At 63.3% G+C, this 22,268-nt stretch carries 23 protein-coding genes and 1 pseudogene; 10 read left to right on the plus strand and 14 right to left on the minus strand.

Annotation, left to right across the window (positions count from 1 at the left end; translation table 11 throughout):
- Positions 1–52: 52 nt before the first annotated feature.
- A complete protein-coding gene (locus tag C1O66_RS23895) occupies positions 53–214 on the minus strand; it encodes a hypothetical protein (RefSeq protein WP_165794558.1) in 162 nt (53 codons plus the stop codon).
- A gap of 108 nt (positions 215–322) precedes the next feature.
- On the opposite strand from C1O66_RS23895, the gene C1O66_RS10645 reads away from it, so the two are divergent.
- The 3 genes from C1O66_RS10645 to istA all read left to right on the plus strand — a co-directional run bounded on the left by C1O66_RS10645 (position 323) and on the right by istA (position 2,328).
- Complete coding sequence (locus C1O66_RS10645) at positions 323–559, plus strand: transposase (protein ID WP_165794559.1); 237 nt, start codon at positions 323–325, stop codon at positions 557–559.
- A 32-nt stretch (positions 560–591) separates the two neighbouring features.
- Complete coding sequence (locus tag C1O66_RS10650; protein WP_133155168.1) at positions 592–1,002, plus strand: IS3 family transposase; 411 nt, start codon at positions 592–594, stop codon at positions 1,000–1,002.
- A 225-nt stretch (positions 1,003–1,227) separates the two neighbouring features.
- Complete coding sequence (istA, locus tag C1O66_RS10655; RefSeq protein WP_243392769.1) at positions 1,228–2,328, plus strand: IS21 family transposase; 1,101 nt, start codon at positions 1,228–1,230, stop codon at positions 2,326–2,328.
- A gap of 29 nt (positions 2,329–2,357) precedes the next feature.
- On the opposite strand, the gene tnpC is transcribed toward istA, so the two are convergent.
- The 3 genes from tnpC to C1O66_RS10670 form a co-directional block, all read right to left on the minus strand.
- Positions 2,358–3,977: an IS66 family transposase gene (gene tnpC, locus C1O66_RS10660; protein WP_102769590.1), complete on the minus strand. Its 1,620-nt coding sequence runs from the start codon at positions 3,975–3,977 to the stop codon at positions 2,358–2,360.
- Between the two features lie 68 nt (positions 3,978–4,045).
- Entirely contained in the window at positions 4,046–4,387 is a 342-nt protein-coding gene (gene tnpB / locus C1O66_RS10665; RefSeq protein ID WP_102767862.1) for an IS66 family insertion sequence element accessory protein TnpB, read from the minus strand.
- Complete coding sequence (locus C1O66_RS10670) at positions 4,384–4,728, minus strand: hypothetical protein (RefSeq protein ID WP_102767863.1); 345 nt, start codon at positions 4,726–4,728, stop codon at positions 4,384–4,386. The genes tnpB and C1O66_RS10670 overlap by 4 nt, the downstream gene beginning before the upstream one ends.
- A 24-nt stretch (positions 4,729–4,752) precedes the next feature.
- On the opposite strand from C1O66_RS10670, the gene C1O66_RS10675 reads away from it, so the two are divergent.
- The 3 genes and pseudogenes from C1O66_RS10675 to C1O66_RS10685 all read left to right on the plus strand — a co-directional run.
- A complete protein-coding gene (locus tag C1O66_RS10675; RefSeq protein WP_102767864.1) occupies positions 4,753–5,373 on the plus strand; it encodes a hypothetical protein in 621 nt (206 codons plus the stop codon).
- 6 nt (positions 5,374–5,379) lie between these two features.
- Positions 5,380–6,555, plus strand: a complete 1,176-nt coding sequence (locus tag C1O66_RS10680; RefSeq protein WP_102767865.1) for a hypothetical protein — start codon at positions 5,380–5,382, stop codon at positions 6,553–6,555.
- 768 nt (positions 6,556–7,323) lie between these two features.
- Positions 7,324–7,986: pseudogene (locus C1O66_RS10685) on the plus strand (EamA family transporter); the annotation flags it as partial.
- Between the two features lie 84 nt (positions 7,987–8,070).
- Here the strand turns inward: C1O66_RS10685 and C1O66_RS10690 are convergent.
- Both C1O66_RS10690 and C1O66_RS23675 read right to left on the minus strand, forming a co-directional pair.
- Positions 8,071–8,832, minus strand: coding sequence for a hypothetical protein (locus C1O66_RS10690; protein WP_102767866.1), 762 nt, complete (start codon positions 8,830–8,832; stop codon positions 8,071–8,073).
- 20 nt (positions 8,833–8,852) lie between these two features.
- The gene (locus C1O66_RS23675; RefSeq protein WP_133155169.1) at positions 8,853–9,221 is read right to left on the minus strand and encodes a hypothetical protein; all 369 of its coding nucleotides are present in this window, start codon (positions 9,219–9,221) and stop codon (positions 8,853–8,855) included.
- Positions 9,222–9,383: 162 nt separating this feature from the next.
- Here C1O66_RS23675 and C1O66_RS10695 point away from each other — a divergent pair, with 162 nt between their 5' ends.
- Complete coding sequence (locus C1O66_RS10695) at positions 9,384–9,635, plus strand: helix-turn-helix domain-containing protein (protein WP_102767867.1); 252 nt, start codon at positions 9,384–9,386, stop codon at positions 9,633–9,635.
- Between the two features lie 395 nt (positions 9,636–10,030).
- Here C1O66_RS10695 and C1O66_RS10705 read toward each other — a convergent pair whose 3' ends face one another.
- The 5 genes from C1O66_RS10705 to C1O66_RS10725 all read right to left on the minus strand — a co-directional run bounded on the left by C1O66_RS10705 (position 10,031) and on the right by C1O66_RS10725 (position 15,234).
- A complete protein-coding gene (locus C1O66_RS10705; protein ID WP_133155170.1) occupies positions 10,031–11,515 on the minus strand; it encodes a site-specific integrase in 1,485 nt (494 codons plus the stop codon).
- The gene (locus C1O66_RS10710; RefSeq protein WP_102767870.1) at positions 11,512–12,651 is read right to left on the minus strand and encodes a ParB/RepB/Spo0J family partition protein; all 1,140 of its coding nucleotides are present in this window, start codon (positions 12,649–12,651) and stop codon (positions 11,512–11,514) included. The genes C1O66_RS10705 and C1O66_RS10710 overlap by 4 nt, the downstream gene beginning before the upstream one ends.
- A gap of 229 nt (positions 12,652–12,880) precedes the next feature.
- Positions 12,881–13,498 (minus strand): hypothetical protein, encoded by a 618-nt coding sequence (locus C1O66_RS10715; RefSeq protein ID WP_102767871.1) that lies wholly within the window; start codon positions 13,496–13,498, stop codon positions 12,881–12,883.
- A gap of 13 nt (positions 13,499–13,511) precedes the next feature.
- A complete protein-coding gene (locus C1O66_RS10720) occupies positions 13,512–14,585 on the minus strand; it encodes an AAA family ATPase (RefSeq protein ID WP_102767872.1) in 1,074 nt (357 codons plus the stop codon).
- Positions 14,586–14,598: 13 nt separating this feature from the next.
- Complete coding sequence (locus tag C1O66_RS10725; protein ID WP_133155171.1) at positions 14,599–15,234, minus strand: hypothetical protein; 636 nt, start codon at positions 15,232–15,234, stop codon at positions 14,599–14,601.
- A 152-nt stretch (positions 15,235–15,386) separates the two neighbouring features.
- Between C1O66_RS10725 and C1O66_RS10730 the strand changes: the two genes are divergently transcribed.
- The 3 genes from C1O66_RS10730 to C1O66_RS10740 all read left to right on the plus strand — a co-directional run bounded on the left by C1O66_RS10730 (position 15,387) and on the right by C1O66_RS10740 (position 18,324).
- A complete protein-coding gene (locus C1O66_RS10730; RefSeq protein WP_102767874.1) occupies positions 15,387–15,725 on the plus strand; it encodes a helix-turn-helix domain-containing protein in 339 nt (112 codons plus the stop codon).
- Positions 15,726–16,096: 371 nt separating this feature from the next.
- Positions 16,097–17,434: a hypothetical protein gene (locus tag C1O66_RS10735; RefSeq protein ID WP_102767875.1), complete on the plus strand. Its 1,338-nt coding sequence runs from the start codon at positions 16,097–16,099 to the stop codon at positions 17,432–17,434.
- A gap of 8 nt (positions 17,435–17,442) precedes the next feature.
- Positions 17,443–18,324 carry a DNA adenine methylase gene (locus C1O66_RS10740; RefSeq protein WP_102767876.1) on the plus strand — a complete coding sequence of 294 codons (882 nt, stop codon included), beginning with the start codon at positions 17,443–17,445 and terminating at the stop codon, positions 18,322–18,324.
- Between the two features lie 22 nt (positions 18,325–18,346).
- Here the strand turns inward: C1O66_RS10740 and C1O66_RS10745 are convergent, their stop codons facing one another.
- From C1O66_RS10745 to C1O66_RS10755, 3 genes are all read right to left on the minus strand, one after another.
- Complete coding sequence (locus C1O66_RS10745) at positions 18,347–19,183, minus strand: HNH endonuclease family protein (RefSeq protein WP_102767877.1); 837 nt, start codon at positions 19,181–19,183, stop codon at positions 18,347–18,349.
- On the minus strand, positions 19,180–20,508 hold the full coding sequence (locus C1O66_RS10750; protein ID WP_102767878.1) for an AAA family ATPase: 1,329 nt from the start codon (positions 20,506–20,508) through the stop codon (positions 19,180–19,182). Before C1O66_RS10750 ends, C1O66_RS10745 begins: the two co-directional genes overlap by 4 nt.
- Before the next feature lie 820 nt (positions 20,509–21,328).
- On the minus strand, positions 21,329–22,150 hold the full coding sequence (locus tag C1O66_RS10755; RefSeq protein WP_102767879.1) for a hypothetical protein: 822 nt from the start codon (positions 22,148–22,150) through the stop codon (positions 21,329–21,331).
- Positions 22,151–22,268: the final 118 nt, after the last annotated feature.

Below are 22,268 nucleotides of genomic sequence, written 5' to 3' on the forward strand. Positions count from 1 at the left end.
GTTGCGACGACCGGTTGAATCCGCCCAGTACGCCAGCCACGCCCACACCGCGCTACTGGCCCGCCATGTCTTTGTCTGCAGCATGAGCCGCGAGAGCACCGGTGGCCGCCGCGGCCGCCTCGGCTTCGCGGCGCAGGCGCTCGAGCTGCGCCCGCAGCGCGGCTTCGTCCTCGGCCAGCTTCTCCACGAACAGGCGGCGCTGGTTGGCGTTCATGGCCTCGCGTAAGCTCCCCCGCCAAGTAGACAGCTGAAATCAGAGAATGCGGCCCAACCGAGAAGGAAGAGGCCGATGAGGAAGAGTAAATTCACGGAGAGCCAGCTCGTGGCGATCCTCAAGGAGGGAGAGGCCGGCGTGCCGGCGGCGGCCGAGGTGTGCCGCAAGCACGGCATCAGCTCGCCGACGTACTACGCCTGGACGAGCAAGTACGCGGGCGCGACGGTGTCGGACCTGACGCGCATGCGCGAGCTGGAAGTAGAGAACGCGCGGCTCAAGCGCATGTACGCCGACCTGGCGCTGGAGAACGCGGCGATCAAGGATGTGCTGGCGAAAAATATCTGACGCCGTCCGCGAAGCTGCAAGTGGTCGAGGTCATGGTGACCGAGTACCGCCTGCCGATCACGCGAGCCTGCGGGGCTGCACGCTTGTCGCGGGCGGCGCACTACAAGGTGCCGCCGCTGCCGCAGGATAAGGATGCCGAGGTCATCGACGCGCTCAACGGCGTTGTCGAGCGCAACGGCCGCTGGGGTTTCTGGAAGTGCTTTGACCGGCTGCGCCTGGACGGCCGGCCGTGGAACCACAAACGGGTCTGGCGGGTGTACTGCGAGCTGGGGCTGAACATCCCCCGCCGCACCAAGCGCCGAATCCCCAAGCGCGAACCGGTGCCCTTGGCTGGATGCTCGTTCGTTAACCAAGGCTGGTGTCACCGACCGCCATATTGGAGCCACTGGGTGATCGGCATACAGGCGCCACCCGCTGACCGGCGTAATGGAGCCAGGGCGTGATCGGCGTAATGGAGCCACCGGCCCAGCAGCAGGCCGTTGAACGCCCCCCCGAATTGACCGCCGCCATCTCTACCCTTGGGCTTTTGCCCGGAGGCTCAGCGATGGCGCGCAGGAGATTCGAGATGCATCACTACCGACAGGCCCTGCTGCGCATGCGCCAGGGCGAGTCCGACCGGGAGATCGCGGCCGCGCGTCTCATGGGCCGGCGCAAGGCCGCGCAATGGCGTGAATTGGCCAGTTGCTCATGGCTGGCTCGATGTCCAGCAGCCGCTGCCCGACGACGAGGCCATCGCTGTCGCCCTGGGGGAGCCCCGGCGCGCCAGCACCACCATATCCACCCTGGAGCCGCACCGGGCCCTGCTCAGCGCCTGGGTCGAGCAAGGCGTCTCCGGCACCGCCATCCACGCCGCCCTGAAGCGCCAGCACGCCTGGGCCGGCAGCTACTCCTCCGTTCGGCGGCTGCTGGCCGACATCCGCTCGAACCTACCGCCCGAGACCACCTGCCGGCTGGACTTCGAGCCGGGGGATGCCGCGCAGGTGGACTTCGGAGCCGGCCCGACGCTTCTGCACCCCGATGGGCAGCCCCGGCGCACCTGGGCCTTCGTGATGACGCTGGCGCACAGCCGCCACCAGTACGTCGAATTCGTCTGGGACCAGACCGTGGCCACCTGGCTAGGCTGCCACCGCCGCGCCTTCGATTGGCTCGCCGGTGTTCCGGCGCGCGTCATCATCGGCAACGCCAAGTGCACCATCACCCGGGCCTGTGCCCAGGACCCGACCGTGCGGCGCGCCTATGCCGAGTGTGCCGAGGGCTACGGATTCAAGATCGACGCCTGCCCGCCGCACGACCCGCAGAAGAAGGGCATCGTCGAGGCTGGCGTCAAGTATCTGAAGGGCAACTTCCTGGCGCTGCGGAGCTTCCGCGACCTGGCCGATCTCAACGCGCAGGCCAAGGTCTGGGTCATGAGCGAGGCCGGCGTGCGTTGCCACGGCACGACCCGGCGCAGCCCGCTGGAGCTCTTCGCGCTGGAGGCCCCGCTGCTCACGGCCCTGCCGGCCGTTGCGCCCGACCTGGGCTCCTGGCACCGCGTCAGCGTGCACCGGGACTGCCATGTGCAGTTCGAGCGCGTCCTGTACTCGGCGCCGTTCACGCTGGTGGGCAAGACCTTGTGGCTCAGGGCCACCGATGCGGCCGTTGCCCTGTTCGAGGACTACCGCCATGTCGCCACCACCAAGACGCTGGACCAGTTCGACTTCGAGCGGCTGCCGCATCTGAACCGCTCCTTGATGCATGACCTGGGTGAGCGTCCAGCCGCTCCACCTTGACGCCGGTCTTGCCAGTGCGTAGATCGGCGTCAGACCGGCTGCCACCTATGGGGCAGCAACTCCTCGATCCTGCTGTTGAGCTGCGTGGGCAGGCGCTGCAGCACATCGCGCAGGTAAGCCAGGGGCTCGTGGCCGCACATCCGGGCTGACTGCACCAGGCTCATCACCACCGCCGCACGCTGCCCGGCCAGCTCGCTGCCGATGAACATCCACGCCTTGCGCCCCATTGCCCAGGGCTTGATCTGCCGCTCCAGATGGTTGTTGTCGATGGGCACAGCGCCGTCGTCCAGGTACTGCGTCAGTGCCCCCCAGTGCTTGAGTGTGTAGTCGATGGCCGCTGCTGTTGAGCCCCCGTCGGCCACACGTCGGCGCTCCAGGGCCAACCAGGCTTTGAGTTGCGACCACTGCGGCCGAGCAAGCGCCTGGCGCCGGCTGCGCCGCTCGTCGTCGGATAGGCCGGCAAGTTCACGCTCGGTCGCGTAGAGGTCCGCAAAGCGCCGGATCGCTTCCTCGCCCACGGCGCTGGTGCCGGCCTTGGCCAACTCGTCGAACTTGCGCCTGGCATGCGCCACGCAGGCCGCAGCGCGGCGCCCGGGGTGCAGCCGCTCGTCCAGCACCGTGTCGTAGACGCCGTAGCGGTCGGTCATCAGCGTGCCTGCCCAAGCGGGAAGTCCTTCGCGCTCGTCGCCAGCGAGGAACGCCAAGGGGTATTGCGCACCACGCCCGGGGCAGAAGTCGTAGACCACGCCCGGTGTCGGGTCGTGGTGACTTCTGGCGTAGGCCCACACATAGGCCCGCCGGGTCCTGCCTGCGCCGGGGTCCAACAGCGCGACCGGCGTCTCGTCAGCGTGTAGCACCCGGCTGTTCAGCACGAAGCGTTTGTGCGCGTCGTACAGCGGCATCAAGGCCGCACCGGCCTGGCCGGCCCAGGCCGCCAGCGTGGAGCGCGGCGTGTGCACGCCGCTTCTCGCGTTGATCGCCTCCTGGCGGTAGTACGGCAGGTGGTCGGCGAAGCGGCTGATGAGGGTGTGGGCGAGCAGTCCGCTGGCGGCCATGCCGCCGTCAATGATCTCGGGGGCGGCTGCTTGCTGCTTCAGCACCTGGCAGCAGCGGCAAGCCCATTTGCCGTAGATGTGACGATGGACGAAGAACTCGGCCGGCACGATGTCCAGCCGCTCGCTCACGTCTTCGCCGATGCGCGTCATGGGGCGACCACAGCCCTGGCTCGGGCAGCAGGTGTTCTCGGGCTCGTGGTGATGCTCCACGCGGCGCAGATGCTCAGGCAGAGCCTGGCGGCGTGGGCGGCACGGTGTCTTCGCAGGCGTGCCCTGGCCTTCGGTGGCCTGAGCGCGCAGCGCGTCAAGCTGAGCCTGCAGGCCCGCTTCGTCCTCGGCCAGGGTCTCCTCGAACAAGCGCCGCTGCTCGGCACTCATGGCCTCGGTTTTGGCGCCAAACTTCCAGCGCTTGAGGCGAGCCAGCTCGAAGCTGATCTTCTCGATCTTGGCCTCGCGCAGCGCGATCTCGCGGTCCTTGCGTTGCAATTCATCGGCTTGATGCGCGATGTGTTGGCGCATCTGCTCGATGAGCGCCGCAGCTTGCGGGGGCAGACCTTGCAGGTCGTGAGGCGGGAGGTCGTGCGTGCCGAACATGCCCGCCATCTTGCCCGGCGCAGGGGCTGCGCGCCATCGGCACAAATGCCGTTGTCAGCCGCACCGCGTCATGCCCTTGTGATGCATTGCATCTCAGGCAAGCGCTGCCAGGGCAGGCCCAGCACCAAGGCGTCAAACTGCGCAGCGGTGAGCGCCAAGATCGCCGTCGCGTCTGCCCCCGCTGAGGCCCAGACGAAGCGCCCGGCATTCAGACGCCGGGCGGCACACCACACGCCGAAGCCGTCGTGCACCAGCAGTTTGACCCGTGTACCCCGGGCGTTGGCAAAGAGGTAGCCATGGTGGACCTGGGCAACGCCAAACACCTGCACCACGCGCGCCAGCAGCCGGTCGGCACCGGCGCGCATGTCGATGGGCTCGGTGGCCAGCCACATCGCGTCAATGCGGATCATCGAAGCAACTCGCGCATCCAGGCGGCGCACTCGCCGGCAGCGCTGGCCGGCCAGGTCACAGTGACCGCTGTGGCGCCATGCTGCAGCTCGATGCGGATGTCCTCCATCGGGACCGTCGCGGCGGGAGCCGGCAAGCTCAGCGGCACAAACAAGGACTTCGATGTTGGCGCCTTGGCAACAGGTGCGGGTGTCGTTCTGACGAGGCCCTTGGGCGCGCTGAACGCCTTACGCGCCCCGAGAAAGCTCGCGCGCTCGAATCGCACGATCTGGCGGCAGGACTGCGTGACTGGAGCACTGGCTACGGCGCCGTGCTCAAACTGGCGGAGGTTGAGTTGCTCCATCCAGGCGAGCCCATTGAAAAGATCATGGCCCTATTGGAGTGGATGCATCGCGATTACTTCCTCGCCGGCCAGGTCGCCACCATGGCTTGCGTTTACTTCGCGCCGATCAACGCGCCCAAGGCCGGGCTTATGAAGAGCCTGCGCTCGCCGAATCGGGAAAAGGCCATTGACGGGGCGAAGAATGCCGCCTGGGATGCTCTCTACCTGAGTTCTCTCATCTCCATGGTCAACAAGGCGGCAAGCGGCCCCAAGCGCTACATCTACGCGAGCCTAGATAGGCGCGCGCGGTTGATCGCCCGCATGGCCATGGCCTTTGGCGGCGATGGCCCCCACAGGGATGCCATGGCGGCCATGCTCGGCGAATGGTGGGCCAAGAAGCATGCGGAAGCCATCGCCGACAAGCTGACTACGATTGCGTTCGACATTGACTTGCCTGAAATGGCCAAGAAGCGACGCAAGGCCGCCGAGACCCTCGGCGAGTTCCTCGAAGACAACTGCTCCAACGCTGTGGCCCTGGGCAAGCTCTCCGACGCGCTCGTGGCCATGGCGGCCATGCTGGAAAAGGAGCGCATCGCCCACGGCGACCTGCAGACCGGCAACCTCATGGTTTCTGGCGACGGCTCGTCGGTCCAGCTCATCGACTAAGACGGCATGTATGTCGATGAGATCAAAGACCTGGGCAGCGCCGAGGCCGGGCACCTCAACTTCCAACACCCGCAGCGCAAGTCGGCCAACCCGTTTGGGCCGACGCTCGACCGCTTCTCGCTGATTAGCCTATACGTCGCGCTCAAAGCCCTGCGCGCCGACCAGTCCCTTTGGCGCACGACCAACTCCGAGGTCGATGCCATCCTGTTTCGGGCCAACGACTTCGCCGATCCTCGCTCCTCGCCTGTCTTCGCGCTGCTCGCGGCCAACAGCGCGCTGGCCGCCGACGCCAAGAACTTCGCGGTGGTTTGCATGGCCTCCATTGCCAACGCGCCGAGCTTGGCCGACTTCATCGCCGGCCGCAGCATCCCGCAGACCACCTCGGCGATTGCGTTCAATGGAACCGCCGCCAACGCGCCGAAGCTCGGATACATCGGCGCATATGACGTGCTCTCGGGCTCCGACTACGAGCAGTGCTTAAAGCATGTCGGCGACAAAGTCGAGGTCATCGGCAGGATCGTCGAGGTCAACCTCGCCAGGATCAAGGGCTCCAACAAGCCCTACATCTTCGTCAACTTCGGCAACTGGCGAGGCCAAATTTTCAAGGCTGCCATTTGGCCGGAGGGCATGGCTGTTTTGAAGAACCGTCCCGACAAGTCATGGGAGGGCAAGTGGGTCAGCATCACCGGCATGATGGACCCGCCCTACTCCAAGACCACCAGCAGATTCAGCTACACGCACTTGTCGATCAACATCACGGCCAACGGGCAAATGACGTTGATCTCCGAGGCCGAGGCTCAGCGCCGCATGGCCGGGCCTGGTGTCGGCTCGCGCCCGCCCATCGCATCCAACCAAGACGCCCTCGCGCGCATCAAGGACCAAGCGATGCCCACCAGGGCCGCGCCCGCGCCGAGGCCTTCGGCGCCAGTTCCACAATATGCCGCGCCGACTCCCCGGCTTGCGTCGCCGCCGCTCACGCCCAACGAGGCCATTCTGGCGAAGATTCGGGCGACAGCGCCGCCGGCGCCGACAGCACAGCAGCCAACGGCGCGCCGAGCGCCGTCGGCTCCGCCAACAAGCCAACCTCGATACACCCAGAGGCCGCCGATGCCGCCGAGCGCCGGCAGCCATCAGCAACCCGAGGGTTTCCTGTCCAAGCTATTCAAGTTCCTGTTCAAGTAGGCCGCCATTAACCAAAGCAAGTTTTCTCATCTTCTCCATGAAAGGCGGGCCGATTTAGCCCCGCGATCCAAGCCATGGCACAGCCCCTACACAAGGAAGAAGTGATGCCGTACCAGTCGATCAAGCCGGCTCGCGTCGGCAGGCCGTCGTTCGCGGTTCAGCTTCAACTTTATGCAGCGTGAGGTTCTGCCCAGTCGTTTGCCGCAATTGAATCGTGCCTCTAGCATTCTGCGGTTTCATCCTGTCCTGTCCTGTCCTATCCTGTCTTGTCGGTGCCATGCTTGTTCGCTTGCTTCCATCGTTTGAGCAGAAGTGCGTGCAGCAGTGCAGGTCATTGGGGCTGGACGGGCGCACGGTGTCGAGCTATCCGCGCAAAATGACGGGAACTCGTGACGGCCCGAAAGAGTTCAAGTGCATCAACCCCGGTACTTCTTTCGCCTCGGCATGACGCGCTTGTGGCACAGCACTTTGCCGCGGTAGTTAGTTTTTGAGACCGCCTAGCTACAACGTTATTCTGCGCCAGCATCCTCCATCGAAATTTCGACCCTAGCACGACTTACTCGTACCGCGACGCCAGTGAAGAGGATCTGCCTCGCGTTGTTGAGATCTACAACTACGCATTCGCCACTCGCAAGTGCAGTTGCGATCTTGAGCCAACGGGCGTGCAGACGCGTCCCCCATCTTTCCTGGAACACACTCCCGACCATGGGCCATCCTGGGTCGCCCACGACAACGCTCATGTGGAGATCTGGGTCACCGGATATCTAGGCTGCGGTGCTGTTGCTGCTGGCCGGCGGCGTCACCCTGGTACTGGATCAGAGCCAGGGGGGCGGCAGCCAGCTGTGGGGATTGCTGGCCGTGATGGTGGCCACCGCTGCTTGGGGCATGGACAACACCTTGTCGCGAGCCCTGGCCGAGCGGGACCCGGGTCAGGTCGTACTGGCGAAGGCCGCGCTGGGCGTCTCGGCGACGGCATGCCTGACCATCGTGACGGGTGAGCCACTACCCGAGCTGGGGAAGGCTTTGGGTCTGATGACTGTTGGCGCGACCGGTTACGGCCTGAGTCTGCGCTTCTACCTGCTGGCTCAGCGGGCCTTCGGTGCAGCGCGAACCGGCTCCGTGTTTGCGTTCGCTCCCTTCATCGGTGCTGCGCTTGCCTTTGCTCTGGGCGACCGGACTGGCGGCTGGGGCTTGGCCCTCGGTGGCGTCTTGATGCTGATCGGCGTGCTGGTTCACCTGGCCGAATCTCACCACCACGAGCATGAGCACCACGACCTTGAACACGAGCACGTCCATTTACACGATGACGGGCACCACGACCACACTCACGACATCCTGCCGGCAGGGCCGCACAGCCATGTGCATCGACATCAGGCCAAGACGCATACGCATGCTCATGTGCCGGATGTGCACAACACACACAACCATTGAAATGGGACCGTGGAACCCGAAGCCCGGGATGATCTGATGCTGGCTGGCTCGCACCAAATTTCTACGTAGAAAGTCCGTGCTTAGTCACAACTTCGGCGCACCCGGCTGTACTCTCCTGTCCTGTTCGGCGTTCTGGATCTTGTTGGCATTGTCGCGTGCAGCCTGCTCCAGTTTCAGCGAGCGAAACAGCACGGCATGACTGGTGAGGGCCAAGGTATGGCTATCGACCAGGTCGCGGCGTGCCCCCATCGCCGACGTCTCTGTCACCATCGCCCAACTACAGCGCCCGTTTGCACGGGTCGGCTCCAGCATGGGACCGTCGCCTCCGGTATCGCAGCCTGCAGGGTTGACCCGCGCATAGCTGAGCTTGCCATCCGTCGTCGCGGCCATGGCGCCATAAATGGTTTCGCCGGTGCCGCCGAACTGCTTCACGACGTTCGCATGCACGAAGCCGTACTTTTTCTCCAAGGCCGCTCGGAGGTCTTGCTGCCTAAGCTTGCCGTCGTAGGCCACTTTTCGCCGGATGTAAAAAGCTTCTTGAGTGCCCGCAGTGAACGCGACACTGATCTCGTCCGCGCACTTCGGAGCCAGTTCCTTCTTGTTCAGAGGGCGATCACAAGTTTGGAATGACGCAATACCCTCTTTGTTGCCCGGCCCAGCCTTGTACGTCATCTTGCTGAGCACCGCCGTCTCGGCGCTGTTCTTCTTCAACGTGGTCATCACCTGCTCGGGAGACATGCCGAACTTGATGCCGACGACGTCGACTTCTTCATTGTTGGGGGCGGCCAAGCCCGGCAAAGCCGTCAAGGAAATGGCCAGGCCCAGTAGGTTTTTCTCAAGCTTCATGAACTCTTCTCTTCGGTGGATCAGCGTTTCGCGACGGCATCGCGCACGATGCTGGCAGTGACTGGCGAACCGATGGCTCCGTTGATCAGTGGATCCTGGTCTCGCCTTGCCGCTTCCGCTGCAGCCTGCAGTACGGCAATAGGTGGCTGATCTGTCCTGCCGCTGATCGATCCGTTCAACGAGGGATCACTGTCCCGCTGTGCCCCAAGCGAAGCTGCGGTCAGCGTCGCCTTCGAGCGAGACTGCGACTCGCTCGATGTGGCTCCGGTGCCCTGCGCGACGCCGTGACTCGATACAGCGACATCGGCATGCCCAGCTTGAACCGTCTGCGTCATCCAAAGCGCCGCCGTGCCCACGATGAACACCGCGCAATTCAATCCAATCCTCATGTTCCTTACCTCCCCAGGTAGAACCGACACGCCGGTCAGACCGGCACCCCAGCACAGCGAACCTGGTCGCTTTCGTGAGCGCAGTGCTGTGCCGTTTCAGCGCGCAGTTTGTACCATATATGCGGGTGCATATATGCGACTCCACATCCACCATTTCGGGGGATGCGCAAAGCACAAGATGAACAGGTATTGAAGGCCGCCGCCGCCGAAATCAAGGCGCGCCGCGGACGCATTGCGATCAGCCAAGAGGAGCTGGCGCACCGCGCCGACGTCCATCGATCCTTCATTGCGCGGCTCGAAGTCGCCCAGACGCAGCCATCGCTCGCCGTCTTGATACGGATCGCCGAGGCCTTGGAAACGGATGCCGCCGACATGGTTCGCTCGATCGTGGAGCGCAGCAGGAACGAGTCGTAGTTCGTTCGCAAGCATGTGCTGCGCTGCCAACGAACGACAGAGTCCCTGCGGATCGTGGTAGCTGCTGGGTGGTCATCGTGCTACCTTTGACAGCACGATGCTGAAGAAGCAGACCCATACAACCGATCCGATGCAAGCCTCCGCTGAGGCATCCGGGCCTCGTCTCAACACGGCACTGCACGCGCGCCTCCAGGCCGAGGGCAGCGCGAAACCGAGCACATACGCGTCCGCGATGGCTGCACTTGAGAAAATTCGACGGCAGCGCCAATCCGGCAGCTAAATCCCGCTCAGTCAGTCTGCGCGCAGCGCGTGGTCCTGCAAAAAGGCCAAGCCAGCGGGATCACTATCGATGGAACGGCGGCGACGAATCGCCGCCGCGCCCAGACGCTGCCGTTCTACCGCCTCAAGCTCACCCCGCTTCGTGACCTATTGCTTGCCTCCTTGAGCATGTCGAGTCCGGCAGTCGACGCCGGCCGCACCGGCCGCGCCGTCTGCACGGTGTCCTTCACGATGCTGGCGACGCGCGTCTTGTGAGAGCGCCGCCCGCCGGTGCCCCAGTTCACGCCGTACCACTTCGTGGTCTGCGCCGAGCTCTCGCCGATGACGGCCGCGATGTCGGCCGAGTCCCAGCCTTCGGCGCGCAGGTCGGAGACCAGCGCATGCCGGAACAAATAGGCCGACAGCAGGATGTCGTTCGCCCTGGGCGGGTCATGGCGCGGGAACAGCTTCTCCGACACGCGCCCGATGAAGGCGCGCAGCGCATCGGGATCCGCTGACACGGTCAGCGCCGTGGCCTGATTGACCTTGTCATAGGCCCAGGCCGGCAGCGCCTCCCGCGTCAGCTCGAACTGCCGCCAGGGCTGCCCTGCCCCATCGCGGACCTTGCCGCCCTCGATGCGCACCTGGATCCGATCGCCCTTCATCTCCATCGCGACGCCCTTCTCCAACTCGACCGGCCGCAGGCCGCAGGCGTCGAGCAGGGCGCAAGGCATGGCGTACTGGGCCGAGCTCGCCACGGCCTCGAGGAAGCCCTCCCGCCAACCCATTGGCAGCCGTTTCAGCATGCGGCTCTTGGAGCTGGCGGGTTCGGACTTACAACCGACCGCAGCCAGGCAGACATCCCGATCAAGCAGGTACGCATGCCCCAGGGTTGGCAGCTCTTGCTGGAGTTGTTTCACCACGGCGGGCCGCAGGCCCAGGAAGTCCGGCTTGCCCTGCAGCGACGTCAGCACCCGCAGGCTGCTGCGCACCGCGCTGACGGCGCGATGACGCAGGGCCGATCGCATGGCCCTGAAGGTCTGAGCCTTGCCGGCCCAGCCGCCCATCACCCGGACCAGCCGGTCGCCATAGCTGCCCTGGACTTCCTCCATGGCCTCATCCACCAGCAGCTGCTTGCGTTCGTAGTCCTCGAGGGAGGATGGCTTCGGTTCCGTATCCTTGCGCGCTTCGCGTGCGGCATCGACGGCGTTGAGCAGCGTCTGCGCTGCTTCGATGACGCCTTCCATCGTGTGCGGTGCGACTTCGTTGGCGAATACAGCTTCGATCGCGTTGCGCATCGAGACGGAGGTCTGCGCCACCCCGGCGAGCTGCGCCCGCCTGCTTGCTTCGCAGGCCGCAGCTGGCACGGCCCCGGCTGCCGGTGCTGCCGCACCGACACCCGACGCCCCGCCACCCGCATCCCGCTGCGCGAAGCCCCTCTGGCTGTGCGCACCAAGCCCATTCGGGCTTTGTGCGTGAGACATTACCGAACGAGGAGTTGCTTCACAGTAACTTTCGTCCGGTAATGTCCTGGCGGACGCTTCGCGATCGTTGGGTTTCGTTTTCGTTGTGGCTCCGACGGCCTTGGTTTCTTCGTTGTCGTTGGGCGTGGCGGCGTTCATGCGACCTCCTTCGCTGGGAGCGGCGGCGTGGCCTGAGCGGCCTCGTTGCCGGCATCGGCCATGGCGACGGCGCCTGCCGGCACCACCGCCTCGGCCTTCGGCTTGGCCAGCACCTTGTTCTGCAGGAAGCCTTGCACCAGCTCCAGCAGCTTGCGGCGCTGCAGCTCCGACATGGCCGCATCCAGCCGGATGGCGAGTGCGCCCTGGGCCGACATCAGCCATTCGCCCACCGGCCTGCCGTGGCAGACCAGCGGCTCGGGCTTCGGCTCGACCGGCCTGGCAGGCGCAGCACCCGTTTTGCACGGTGCAAAACCGTCACTGCCTTCTCCCTTCTCCGCGGCGGCTGCGTCCGCTGCTGCCTTCACCGCGTCCCGGTAGCGTTGCAGCACCTCGGCGCGCGTCAGCGGCTGAGCCGACTGCGTGATGAGCGCGGCTTCACGCAACACAGCCTCGGGCTGGGCAGACCAAGCGTCCTTCAGCGTCTTGATGTCCTGAACGCGGATCTCGCGCGGCGAGGCGAAGGCCTCGATCATCTCGTCGGGCAAAGCAGCCAGGTCCTTGGCCCGGCTGACCTTTGAGCTGCTGATGCCCAGCAGCGCGGCCAGCTCACCCTGCGTCCCGGGCTTCAGCGTCGTGGCGGCGTGCTTGAGCTGCTGGGCGATTTCGTAGGCAGAAAGCTCATCCCTGCCCGTGTTCTCGCGGATGCGCTCGACGCAGTCGGCCTCCGGCGGGGTCTCGGCCCCGATGGACATGGCGTGCACCTTCAGCCCTTCCAACTGGCAGGCCCGCAGGCGCCGCTCACCGAAGACCAGCAGGTAGCGACCTGGCTGGCCCTCGATCGCCCGGACCAGGATGGGCTGGCTGTTGCGGCCGGCGGAGGCGATGTTGATCCGCAGCTCTTCGAACTTCGGATCATCGGCAAAGTCCTTCAGCCGGTTGAAGGTGTCCGGCACGATGACGGCGTGCGGATCGAGCTCGTGGATCACGAGCGGAGTCTTGGGTAGGCCTGGCTTGCGCAGCGGCAACGCCGGGACTGGCGGGCTCAGCGTCTCGGAGGGAAGGATGATGTCCACCTCGTCATCCAGCGCAGGGATGTCTTGGGCAGGGTCGATCAACGACGACGAGTTCGCGTCCATAGGAAGCTCCAGAAAGGGATACGGAGGAAGCCGGCGCTGGCGAGCACCGGCGATGCTGCGAGCCGTCGGAATGCCGACAGCTCTTCTCGAATGCACTACTGGGCAAGAGCCGCACGCGCCGTCCTCGGCGTGGGCTGCTCTTGCCTGGTCAGCTCAAGTTCAGAGTAGCAATTCGGATCGCGCTTGTGGGCCGATCGGCCTCGCAACACCCCTGCTCATTTCGGCGAATTCAGGCGGACCGGGGCGGCAAGACGCTCTGCACACGCTGCAGTTGCGCGACCCACTGGCGGAAACCGGCGGCATCCATGGCAGGGCCGGTCGCGTCGTCGCGGCGGGCTGCGCGGACGAAGGCTTTCCTCAGGACATCTGGAACGCGCCGCGCATCGTCGGCGCTGCCGCCGATGGCGATCAGGCCCGGGTATTTGACGGTGTCATCGATGGCGCGATGCAGCAGTTCCGGTGCGGCGCAGCGCGCGCACAGCACCGCCACATCGCTCATATCGAACCGACGCAGGAGCCCGGGCTTGCCACATTGGCGGCATATAAAGCACGAGCGCCGCGCGCAGCGGCGCGCAATGCCGGTCAGCACCTCGTCGGCCCAGGGCATGTCGAGTTCGAGCAGGCCGTTGTCCCAGTCAACGCTGAGGTACATCAACGAGAACTCGCGGTCCGGCGTCCGGGCATTGACCAGTTGTCGCATCGTCTTCCGCCAAAGCGCCAGCCAGCCGGTCGGTATGACCCCGTAGACTTGGGCGGCGATTTGAAGGGAGTCCTTGGCGGGTAGGTCTTGCGCATACCAGCGGGAGCCCGAAGACATCGAACAGTCAGTCATTGCGTTGGAATCCATGAGGAGGAAGCCGTCAGGCAAACCCGATGCGTCGACGGGCCGACTGTTGTTGCATCGGCAGATCGGTGACGCGAATCGTTGAACGGCCGGCCAGCGCAGCTGCGCCGAGCGCGCTGCGCAGCACACGGGTCAGGTCACGCGGCACGGACTCGGCCAGCTCCTCCGCGACCGCCCTTGGCAGCTCAGGGTCAAAGTGAGCCGCCCAGTTGCCGGCAGCGACGATGTCTCGATACACGGTCGCCGTGATCGCACGCATCTGCTCTGGCGTCGGCGTTGCAACCTGGAACTGCATGCAGCGCGACAGCAAAGGCTCGGCAATCAACGAGACCTCGTTCGAGGTGCAGATCCAACGCAGGCCGCTCAAGTTCAGAGGCATCTGCAGGCCGTCATCCACGTAGCGGGCCGCCGTGCTGGCTTCGAGCAGTTCGTACAGGGGCAAGGTCGGGTTGTGGTTCGCGTCGACGGCGGCTTTGTCGAGTTCATCGACCACCACCACGGCATCGGGTGCGCCCCGCTCGACCAGGGAACGCACGAGATACCCTGGCCCGCCATTGGAGTATTGCGCGTTCAAGCCCCCCAAACCAAAGCTCGCCGTGGCCTGCGTCATGCTGAACTGCAGCAACGGCGCCTGCAATGTCGCAGCGAAGGCCCGGGCGAAGGCCGATTTACCAATGCCGGGTGGACCGTTCAGCAAAATTGGCGCCAAGTGCAGCGGTCCGCCTGGCGCCAGCCGGGCCAGGGCGGCAGCGCGACGCACATGGTCGACTGCCGGCGCAAAGTTGGGGAACCTGTTGGCGAGTTCGATCAGGACACTGTCTGCGGGCACTGGGCTGCAAGGCCAGCAAGGGTCACGCTGTTCCAGCGCCTGGAGGAGCTTGCGAGCGCTGGCACCGCCGTCACTGCGATCACTAGACCAGAAGGCCTGGAACTGCGCCAGCTCATTGCGGTCGTAGACCTGGATACTGCGGCCCAGATGCTGGGCCTGCTGTTCGTCGTCGAAGCTGCGCTGGGAGGCAGCAAGGAGGTTTTCTACGTAGAAACTGAGCTGAGCGCGGTCGGCGCTGCGAGGTGTCTCGGTCTTATGCATCACAGCCTCCGGCTCAGCTACGCTTTAAATCGGACATTCGCTCGTAGTACCACTCGCGCAGTTCCCACAAGGCGGGCGGGCAGCCTCGCGGCCCGGTGTGGCGATGGATGTCGCAGCGCTGACGAAACTCAGCCGCCAGTGCCGCCTGCGGCTTCTTGCGCCGCAGGTGTTCGTAGAGCCGTTCAAGCACGTCGAAAGCCTTGACCCCGTCATAGGTCAGGTTGTGACAGGTCCTGTTCTGTTTGAACGTGGGCTTGGCGCTGTACAGCCGCCCAGGGACACCGACGGCCCATTCAAATTCCTTGAGCAGCATCTCGTCGTTCTGCGCAATCTGCAGCCGCAGCCGATAAGTCGGCCGGCGGCCACTGGTGCCATAGGTCTGGCGCGCAATATGGATACAGCCCTCGCCATCCAGGACGCCCGCCGCCCACCCCAGATCAGCATCGCATGCATGCCGACGCTGCGAAACCGGGCTGAGCAGCCGAGCCGTCTGCAAGGGCTTGCTGGCTACGCCTGCACCGCACCTTCGGATGCGTTGAGGTCGCCGGTCATGGCTATTGCCTGGAATTCCAGGGGCTACGGCCATGTCGGCTTGCTCTGGAACAGCCACTGCATTGGGTTGCTCCATGTGTTCGTTAACTTTGCGCATCAATCTCCCTTCAAGACCAAAAGTTGCGTATACGCATCATGATCAATTAACAGGCGATCATCAAGAGTTTGGAGTCCTGTCAGGTCCATAGGTCGCGTTTACACAACACATCGCATCCATAATGACTAGATACAAGATGCGTGGTGACCGAGATGATTCGTATCCGACTGGCTGAATTGATGGCCGAACACAGCTTCCGAGCGGGTCGCCGGGTTGAGTGGCGTGAGGTCGCAGAGGCCACCGGAATTCACCGGGCCACCCTGTCAAAGATGGTGTCGTCGATCGGCTACAACGCCACGATCGCCAACATTGACCGCTTGTGCCGCTACTTCGAATGCACAACCGGGGATCTGCTTGTTTATGTGCCGGACGAGGACGCGCCGGCGGCCGTAAAGGCCTCGTTTAAGGGACCGAAGGCAAACACAGAGGCAGCGGGAGCCGGCGCGCGTGCGCGCTATGGAAAGCGCGACGCTGGCGGGTCTTCGACATAGGGCCTCCCCGATGAGTTCGATCGACCCATGTGACCTAATGCGACCGCTGGAGCAGATCAGCGCAGCGGCCCCCCGCATGGCATTATTCAGTCTTCAAACCCACGATAGAGTCCGATAACCCTGGATACGTGCTTGGATACAGGATTAGATTCGCTCACGCAGGGCGTACGACCCCATGGTGCCAGCCCTCGTCATTCTGCTCAGCGTTGAGCTGGCGAGCACCCATGCCGACAGCAACGTCATCCAGCATCAACGAAGTCGCATGCCAGGCGCTATGTCGAGCGCCCGGATGTCAGCGCTGACACCAATCTGCAATAGCCATGTGTGATGGCACACTCTCGCGGCGGCCAGGGAGGTCGTACGGAGAAAAAATGAGCAATGCAGATGTAAATCTCGACGAACTGCAACTTGACCTGAAGAACCCGCGATTTGACGGGCTCGACAACCAGCGCGAAGCCCTGCAAAAGATTGTTCAATCGCAGGGCACCAAGCTCGTCAACCTGGCCGAAGACATCGTAGAAAACGGGCTGAGCCCTGCGCATCGGATGCTGGTGGCCAAGGCTACTGGCAAGGGCAATTTCGGATACATCGTACTTGACGGCAATCGCCGGCTTGCCGCACTTCGTGTGCTGGCCAACCCTGCCGTGCTCGATGGCATGACCGGCGTTGGCGACCTCACTATCCAAAAGTTGCGTCGGCTTGCCAAGGACTTCAGCCTCGACGCGATCCAGCCGATTGACGTGTATGTGTGCAAGAGCGAGTCCGATGCCCGTCACTGGATCGAGGCCATCCATACGGGCGAAAACGATGGTCGCGGCGTGGTCAGTTGGGACGGCATCGCAACGGCGCGCTACCGCGGCAAGAACACGTCACTGAAGGTGTTGGAGTTCGTCAAAGCTGCCGGAAAACTGACAGAGTCGGAATTGGCCGCCCTTGAGCGCTTCCCCATCACGAACTTAGATCGCCTACTGGCCACGCCGGAAATCCGCGAGTTGCTCGGTCTAACCCTTGAAGGTGGCGACCTGCTGTCCGACCTGCCGCAAGCTGAGCTGATCCGCCCCTTGAAAAAGGTCGTCAACGACATCGCGTCTAAGACGATCACGGTCGGACAGCTCAAAGGCAAAGACGACCGACTGAAGTACGTCAACTCGCTCAAGGCTGCTTTGCCGGACCTGAGTAGGCGCACAGGTACGCCAGAACCGCTCGACCGATTGGCAGCGCACGCGAATACAAAGGGCATGTCCAAAGCAAGCCCTGCGGCGAAGGCTCGCTCGCTCCTTGATCGCAAGGCCCTGATCCCTGGGCAAGCGCAAACGCCGCTGAACATCAACGACCAGAAGCTCCAGCAGATGTGCCGAGAGCTGCGCAAGCTACCGCTCGATACCTACCCCGTGTCGGTCGCGGCGTCGTTTCGTGTCTTCCTGGAACTATCGCTTGACCATTACGGCGCCGAGAAGAAGGTCAAGGACTACAACGTGGACCTGCCGCTGAAGAAGAAGGTCGAGGTCGTTACAGCGGGGCTTCAGTTAAATGGCGCAAGCAAGCGCGACCTTCAAGCCTTCCGTGCGTTAGCAAGCAACCCGAATGCAGCGCTCAGTATCGACCGCCTACATGGCGTCATACACAGCCGCTACGCGCTGCCGACCGCATCAGAGCTGCGCACCGGATGGGCCGAGGTCCAGGTCGCATTTACAAAGATTTGGGAGTGAACCTACGAATGAGCAGCGAACCTCGACCATCGGCCTTTTATACACCCCTGCGATACCCTGGGGGCAAGGGCAAATTGGTCCCCTTCGTAAAACGCATCCTCGAAGCGAACTCGCTGGTAGACGGTGCCTACGTGGAGCCTTACGCTGGAGGCGCAGCCGTAGCGCTAGAGCTGCTCTTGCAGGAGTACGTTCGCAAGATTTACATCAACGACATCAGCGCCGGTGTCGCGGCCTTTTGGCGTTCAGTCCTAGACAACACTGACGCCCTCTGCGCGGCGATTAGCGGAGCGTCGGTCACGATGGACGAGTGGTATCGGCAGCGCGAAATCCAACGGCAGCCGGATCAGCATGACGACCTCACGCTCGGGTTCTCGACCTTCTTCCTGAACCGGACCAACCGGTCGGGAATCCTCAACGCAGGCGTGATTGGCGGCAAAGCGCAGACTGGCAAATGGAAGATTGACGCCCGGTTCAACGCCGCCGACTTGGTCACTCGGATTCATGCAATTGCACGGGTAAGGGAGCGCATCGAATTCCACCAGCAAGACGCCCTCGCGTTCATTGACGAGATTGCCCCTAAGCTCCCGTCTAAGAGCCTGCTGTACTTAGACCCGCCCTACTACGTCAAGGGGAGCGACCTCTACTTACACCACTATCAGCACGACGACCACCTCAAGATCGCGAAGCGCATCGCCCGGCTTCGTACGAAGAACTGGATCGTGTCCTATGACAACGCGCCTGAGATTGGCCCAATGTATGGGCGCTTTCGGAATATCGTGTATGGCCTTAGCTACAGCGCTCAGGACCGTTATCAGGGTTCGGAGATCATGTTCTTCTCCGATGGCCTTGTGATCCCTGATACGGTGCGGCCTATGCACCTAGTGGCCTGACATCATCTTTGTGCCTGTTCGGCTATAGAAGGCCCCACGAGCGCAAGAAGTGGCGCCGCATCGCTGCAAATGGGCGATCACTGCCAGCTAGGCGTCGAATTCTATTGAGCAGGTTCTGTTTTTTTGCATCCGAAAAATTGCCCTCTTGCAAAGCGAGGGCGAGCGTTTCAAGCTCGTCGTAGTCGTTCCAGCGAAGGCGCAGCAGTTCGGTACGATTAAGGCCAAGTACATTCTCAGCCGCCTTGGTCGCCCGCTTCGCTTGAGCCGACGATGTCTTGGGTACGAGCCATACTTCCTCGGTTGCCGGGATGACTTTCCATCCAAAGTAGCGCTCCGGATCCTCCACATATGGATGAACAAGGTCAGCCTTCTCGACCGAAAAGAGCCCCTTCACCTGAGTATCTGTGCAGGCAGCGGGATCAGGACAAAGGCTGGCAACGAGTTTGGCAAGCTTCACCGGATCCGTTGGAAGCACTGGAGGCAAACCTGGCGCGGACAGCTTCTTGCCTAAAACGTTGAACGTATTGCCCTTGTAGGACTGATTACAGACTTGGCAGCTGAAAGTGTAGTTGTCGTAGCAGTAGGCCAACCACCAGTATCCGCTTTTGGGACGGAAGTGCTCGACATCTCCGTGGGCGACAACAGCGGTGTCCGCTTCGCAATAGGCACACTTACTGAACGACTCCTTCTTCAGTTGCCCCTTTGCCTTACCCCACACCTGGCGAGCCTTGGGCTTAAAGTCGACCGTGCCGCCGCCATCGTAGTAATACTGAAGGAGCTTTCCCAATTTCTGTTGCAGCGGCGCTCCAGTAAACCCCTTCACATCTGCGGCCGTCCGCGTACGCTGGATCTGAATCATTCTTTTGCCCCCAGCATTTTGGCCGTCGCCTTGAGCTTCTTGCTCGACACCACGGGGGCCTTGCCGTTTTTGACCAACGACGCCTTGATGCCCTTCAGGAGTGCCGTCTGCTCCTTAGCGTAGTGCGGCACCGCATCCCAACTCGCGGCTGACTCGAGAACCTGCCGCTTACTGCGCAGCTCACCTTTTTCGTCCGTCGTCAGCGTCGTCGTCTTCGTGCTCAGCCTACGAACGACGGTGCGAGCCTGCTCCACCTCGACCGAGTCCATCGTGGAGAGGCCGAACATGGGACTCATCAAGAGCTGATGCAGCATCATCTTGCGCGGCTCACCCACAAAGGGGACGACGGTCGGTAGTTGCTCTTTTCCTTCGCGCCGGAGGACGTAGAGTTCGCCCTCCCCACATTGCTGTGCCGTCAGCGCGGAGTGGGTGGTCGCGATGAACTGGAAGTTCGGCAGCATGTCGGTCAAGAAATCGACGAGGTTGCGCCTCCATACGGGATGGAGATGCAAGTCGAGCTCATCGATGAGGAGCACTCCACGAGTGCCTAGTGGGTTCTTGCGGTCAGGGAAGGTCTCAGTGATGCGGTAAAGAAGATCGCCGCACCATGCCGCCATATTCTGGTACCCATCGGACAGTTGGCTCAGCGGAACGTCGCCGTCTACAGTCTTGAACATGATCTGCCTCTGGAGGCGATCAATCTTGGAGAACGCCATCCCTGGCAGCAGCTTGTCCAGGGCTTCCTGGACCGCGGCAAGGGCTCCCTTGCCTTTGCGGTAGTCAAGATCCATCGCCCACTGCTCAAGCGACACAAGAGCCGCGTCAGCGGAGAACATGGTTGCCATCCCTTGTGCACGCGGCGATCGAGACCGCTCTTCAGGGAATCTTGAATGAAATTTGGCGACCGGAGGTCGTCGCGAGACTCCGTATCCGAGGAAAAAATAGTTCCGATCCGCATGCACGATTGCAGAGTCAAGGGCCTCGAGCGAACTGCTATTGCGCTCGAATATCGTCTTCAGTCCATCTCCGCGGTTGATAACCAGCTTGATCTCCCGCGTCTCACCTTTGGCCGTAACTAGACTACCCTCAATCGAGCACTGCTTGGCACCGTTGCGGATCCAGGCATCAGGCTCCCCCAGCACGTCGGGCAGGGCATCGCTGCCGGCCAGGAGGAGTGCAATAGCCCTGAGCACCGAGCTCTTGCCACATCCGTTTTCGCCAAGCAGAAGTGTCCATCGCCGAGTACCGCTGCTTCCTGTACCGAACTCCAACGCCAAGGACTCGATGGAGCGGACGTTCCGCAACGCGATTCGGGTGAGAAACATCGCCAATACCTTCCCTATAGCTGACCGCCGGCGGCTGCCTGTTGTTCTCAGGCCGACCTATCGGCTTCGGACTAAATTGCCAGCCCCCCGCGCCCGCGCTTCGCTGAACTGGTTACAACGTCGAGATATTAACTTCTACGGCCGATTCAGTGCATCGTGATCGGCATGAAGCCAGAAGCGACTCCGGTCGCAGCCGATGATGAGCCGCCGGACGAAATGTTCACCGCGTCGGGTAAACCTGCACAGCTAACAGGATCTGTTGCCAAAGCAGTTGCTACACCTTTCCACGCTCCCAGAGTTGCGGCACAGCCCGTCATGTCGGACGCCTTTCAGGAGGTGCGCGACGCAGCGAGCCCGCCTAACCACCCTCTGGCGATCATCGTTTCCAGCGCGTACTGCCAACGAGGCCGAGCGGGTGGTCAATGACGCGCCGCATCGAGGAAGCTTTGCTTGCGCGGGTCTACTATCGCCGATGGGGTTGGCGCACTCGGCGGCCCGAACGAAAGACCGATAGCGGGCGCTCGATCCACACAGATACAATCAGGCATCAACTGGGTTGCGGGGGTCCACTCCCGGGGTCCATTTCCCTGAGGCGCTGAATTCCCGGCAGCGACTCCAAGTCATTGATTATCAACAAGTTTTTGCGCTGGATAGGCCTGCTCGGGGTTAGTCCCTGAAGCGCCACCAAATTGGAAGCCTTGCAAGTCGACGACTTGCAAGGCTTTTCTCTTTTCCGGATCAGCACTCGTGAAGCGGCTGGAAGAAAGCGCCGCAGCCCCCCCCCCCCACCCCCTTCGACCAGCTGTCCCTCAGGACTGACTCACTCGAAGGCCGCCAGCACGCGCTCGCGGACCTTGCGGGCGGCGCGGCGGTTCCAGGTCAGACCGAGGATCAGGCGGCCGGCGGCTTTGAGGGCCAGGGCCGAGGTCAGCCACAGGCCCAGCACACAGGCGACCAAGAGCATCAGGTTGGACACCAACTTGCCCTGAGCGCTCTCTGTGCCGGCCGCCATCGCGCGCTGGATCTCGCGCGTCACATCACCAACACCGGCGATGGCATCGCCCAGCACTGTCTGGCTCAGCTGCAGCAGCGGCAAGGGCGCGCCGCGTTCGGGGGCGAGCAAGGCTTCGAGCGCCTGGTTGGCCGCGGTATCTTTGTTGATGTGCACCCAGGTCAGGGTGGCCAGCAGGGCCAGACCCAGGGCCAGCCAGGTGGTGAGCAGGCGATACCAGAGCGGGCGGCGCAACAGACCGGCCGACAGAGCCCAGTGCAGCCAGTTGGACACCAGGCCATGGGTCTCGCCGCTGGCGAAGTTCTTGGCCAGCAGCACCGTGCTCTGCCTGGCACCTGCCTTGGCCCCGCTGGCAATCCGCATACGCTGCCCCGGGCGCACGGCCATGTCGACATCGGACAGGCGAAAGGCGGTCTCCTTGCCGTCGTCGCTCTTGACCCAGAACTCCAGCTGCTCCGAGGTCGAGCTGGTGATCTGTGTGCTCGCGATATGACCGGAACCCTGGTTGATGTACCCGCCGCCGCCGGAGCCTCGCACATGGGTCTCGCTCCATTTCTGCTGCGAGACCACCTCGCCCTCGACCACGTCCAGCCACATCTCGCCTGCCGGCATGGCAACCATCTTGCGCATCGCACCCTCCCCTTCCTTCTTGTCTGTTGCGTCGATCGAAGCTGTGCAGCTTGCCCGCCGCCGCGCCCCTTGGCCATCACCCGAAGGGGCGGCATGGCCCAGTCGAGCGAACAGCGGC

The organism is Paucibacter aquatile (assembly GCF_002885975.1).
GTDB classification, from domain to species: Bacteria; Pseudomonadota; Gammaproteobacteria; order Burkholderiales; family Burkholderiaceae_C; genus Paucibacter_A; species Paucibacter_A aquatilis.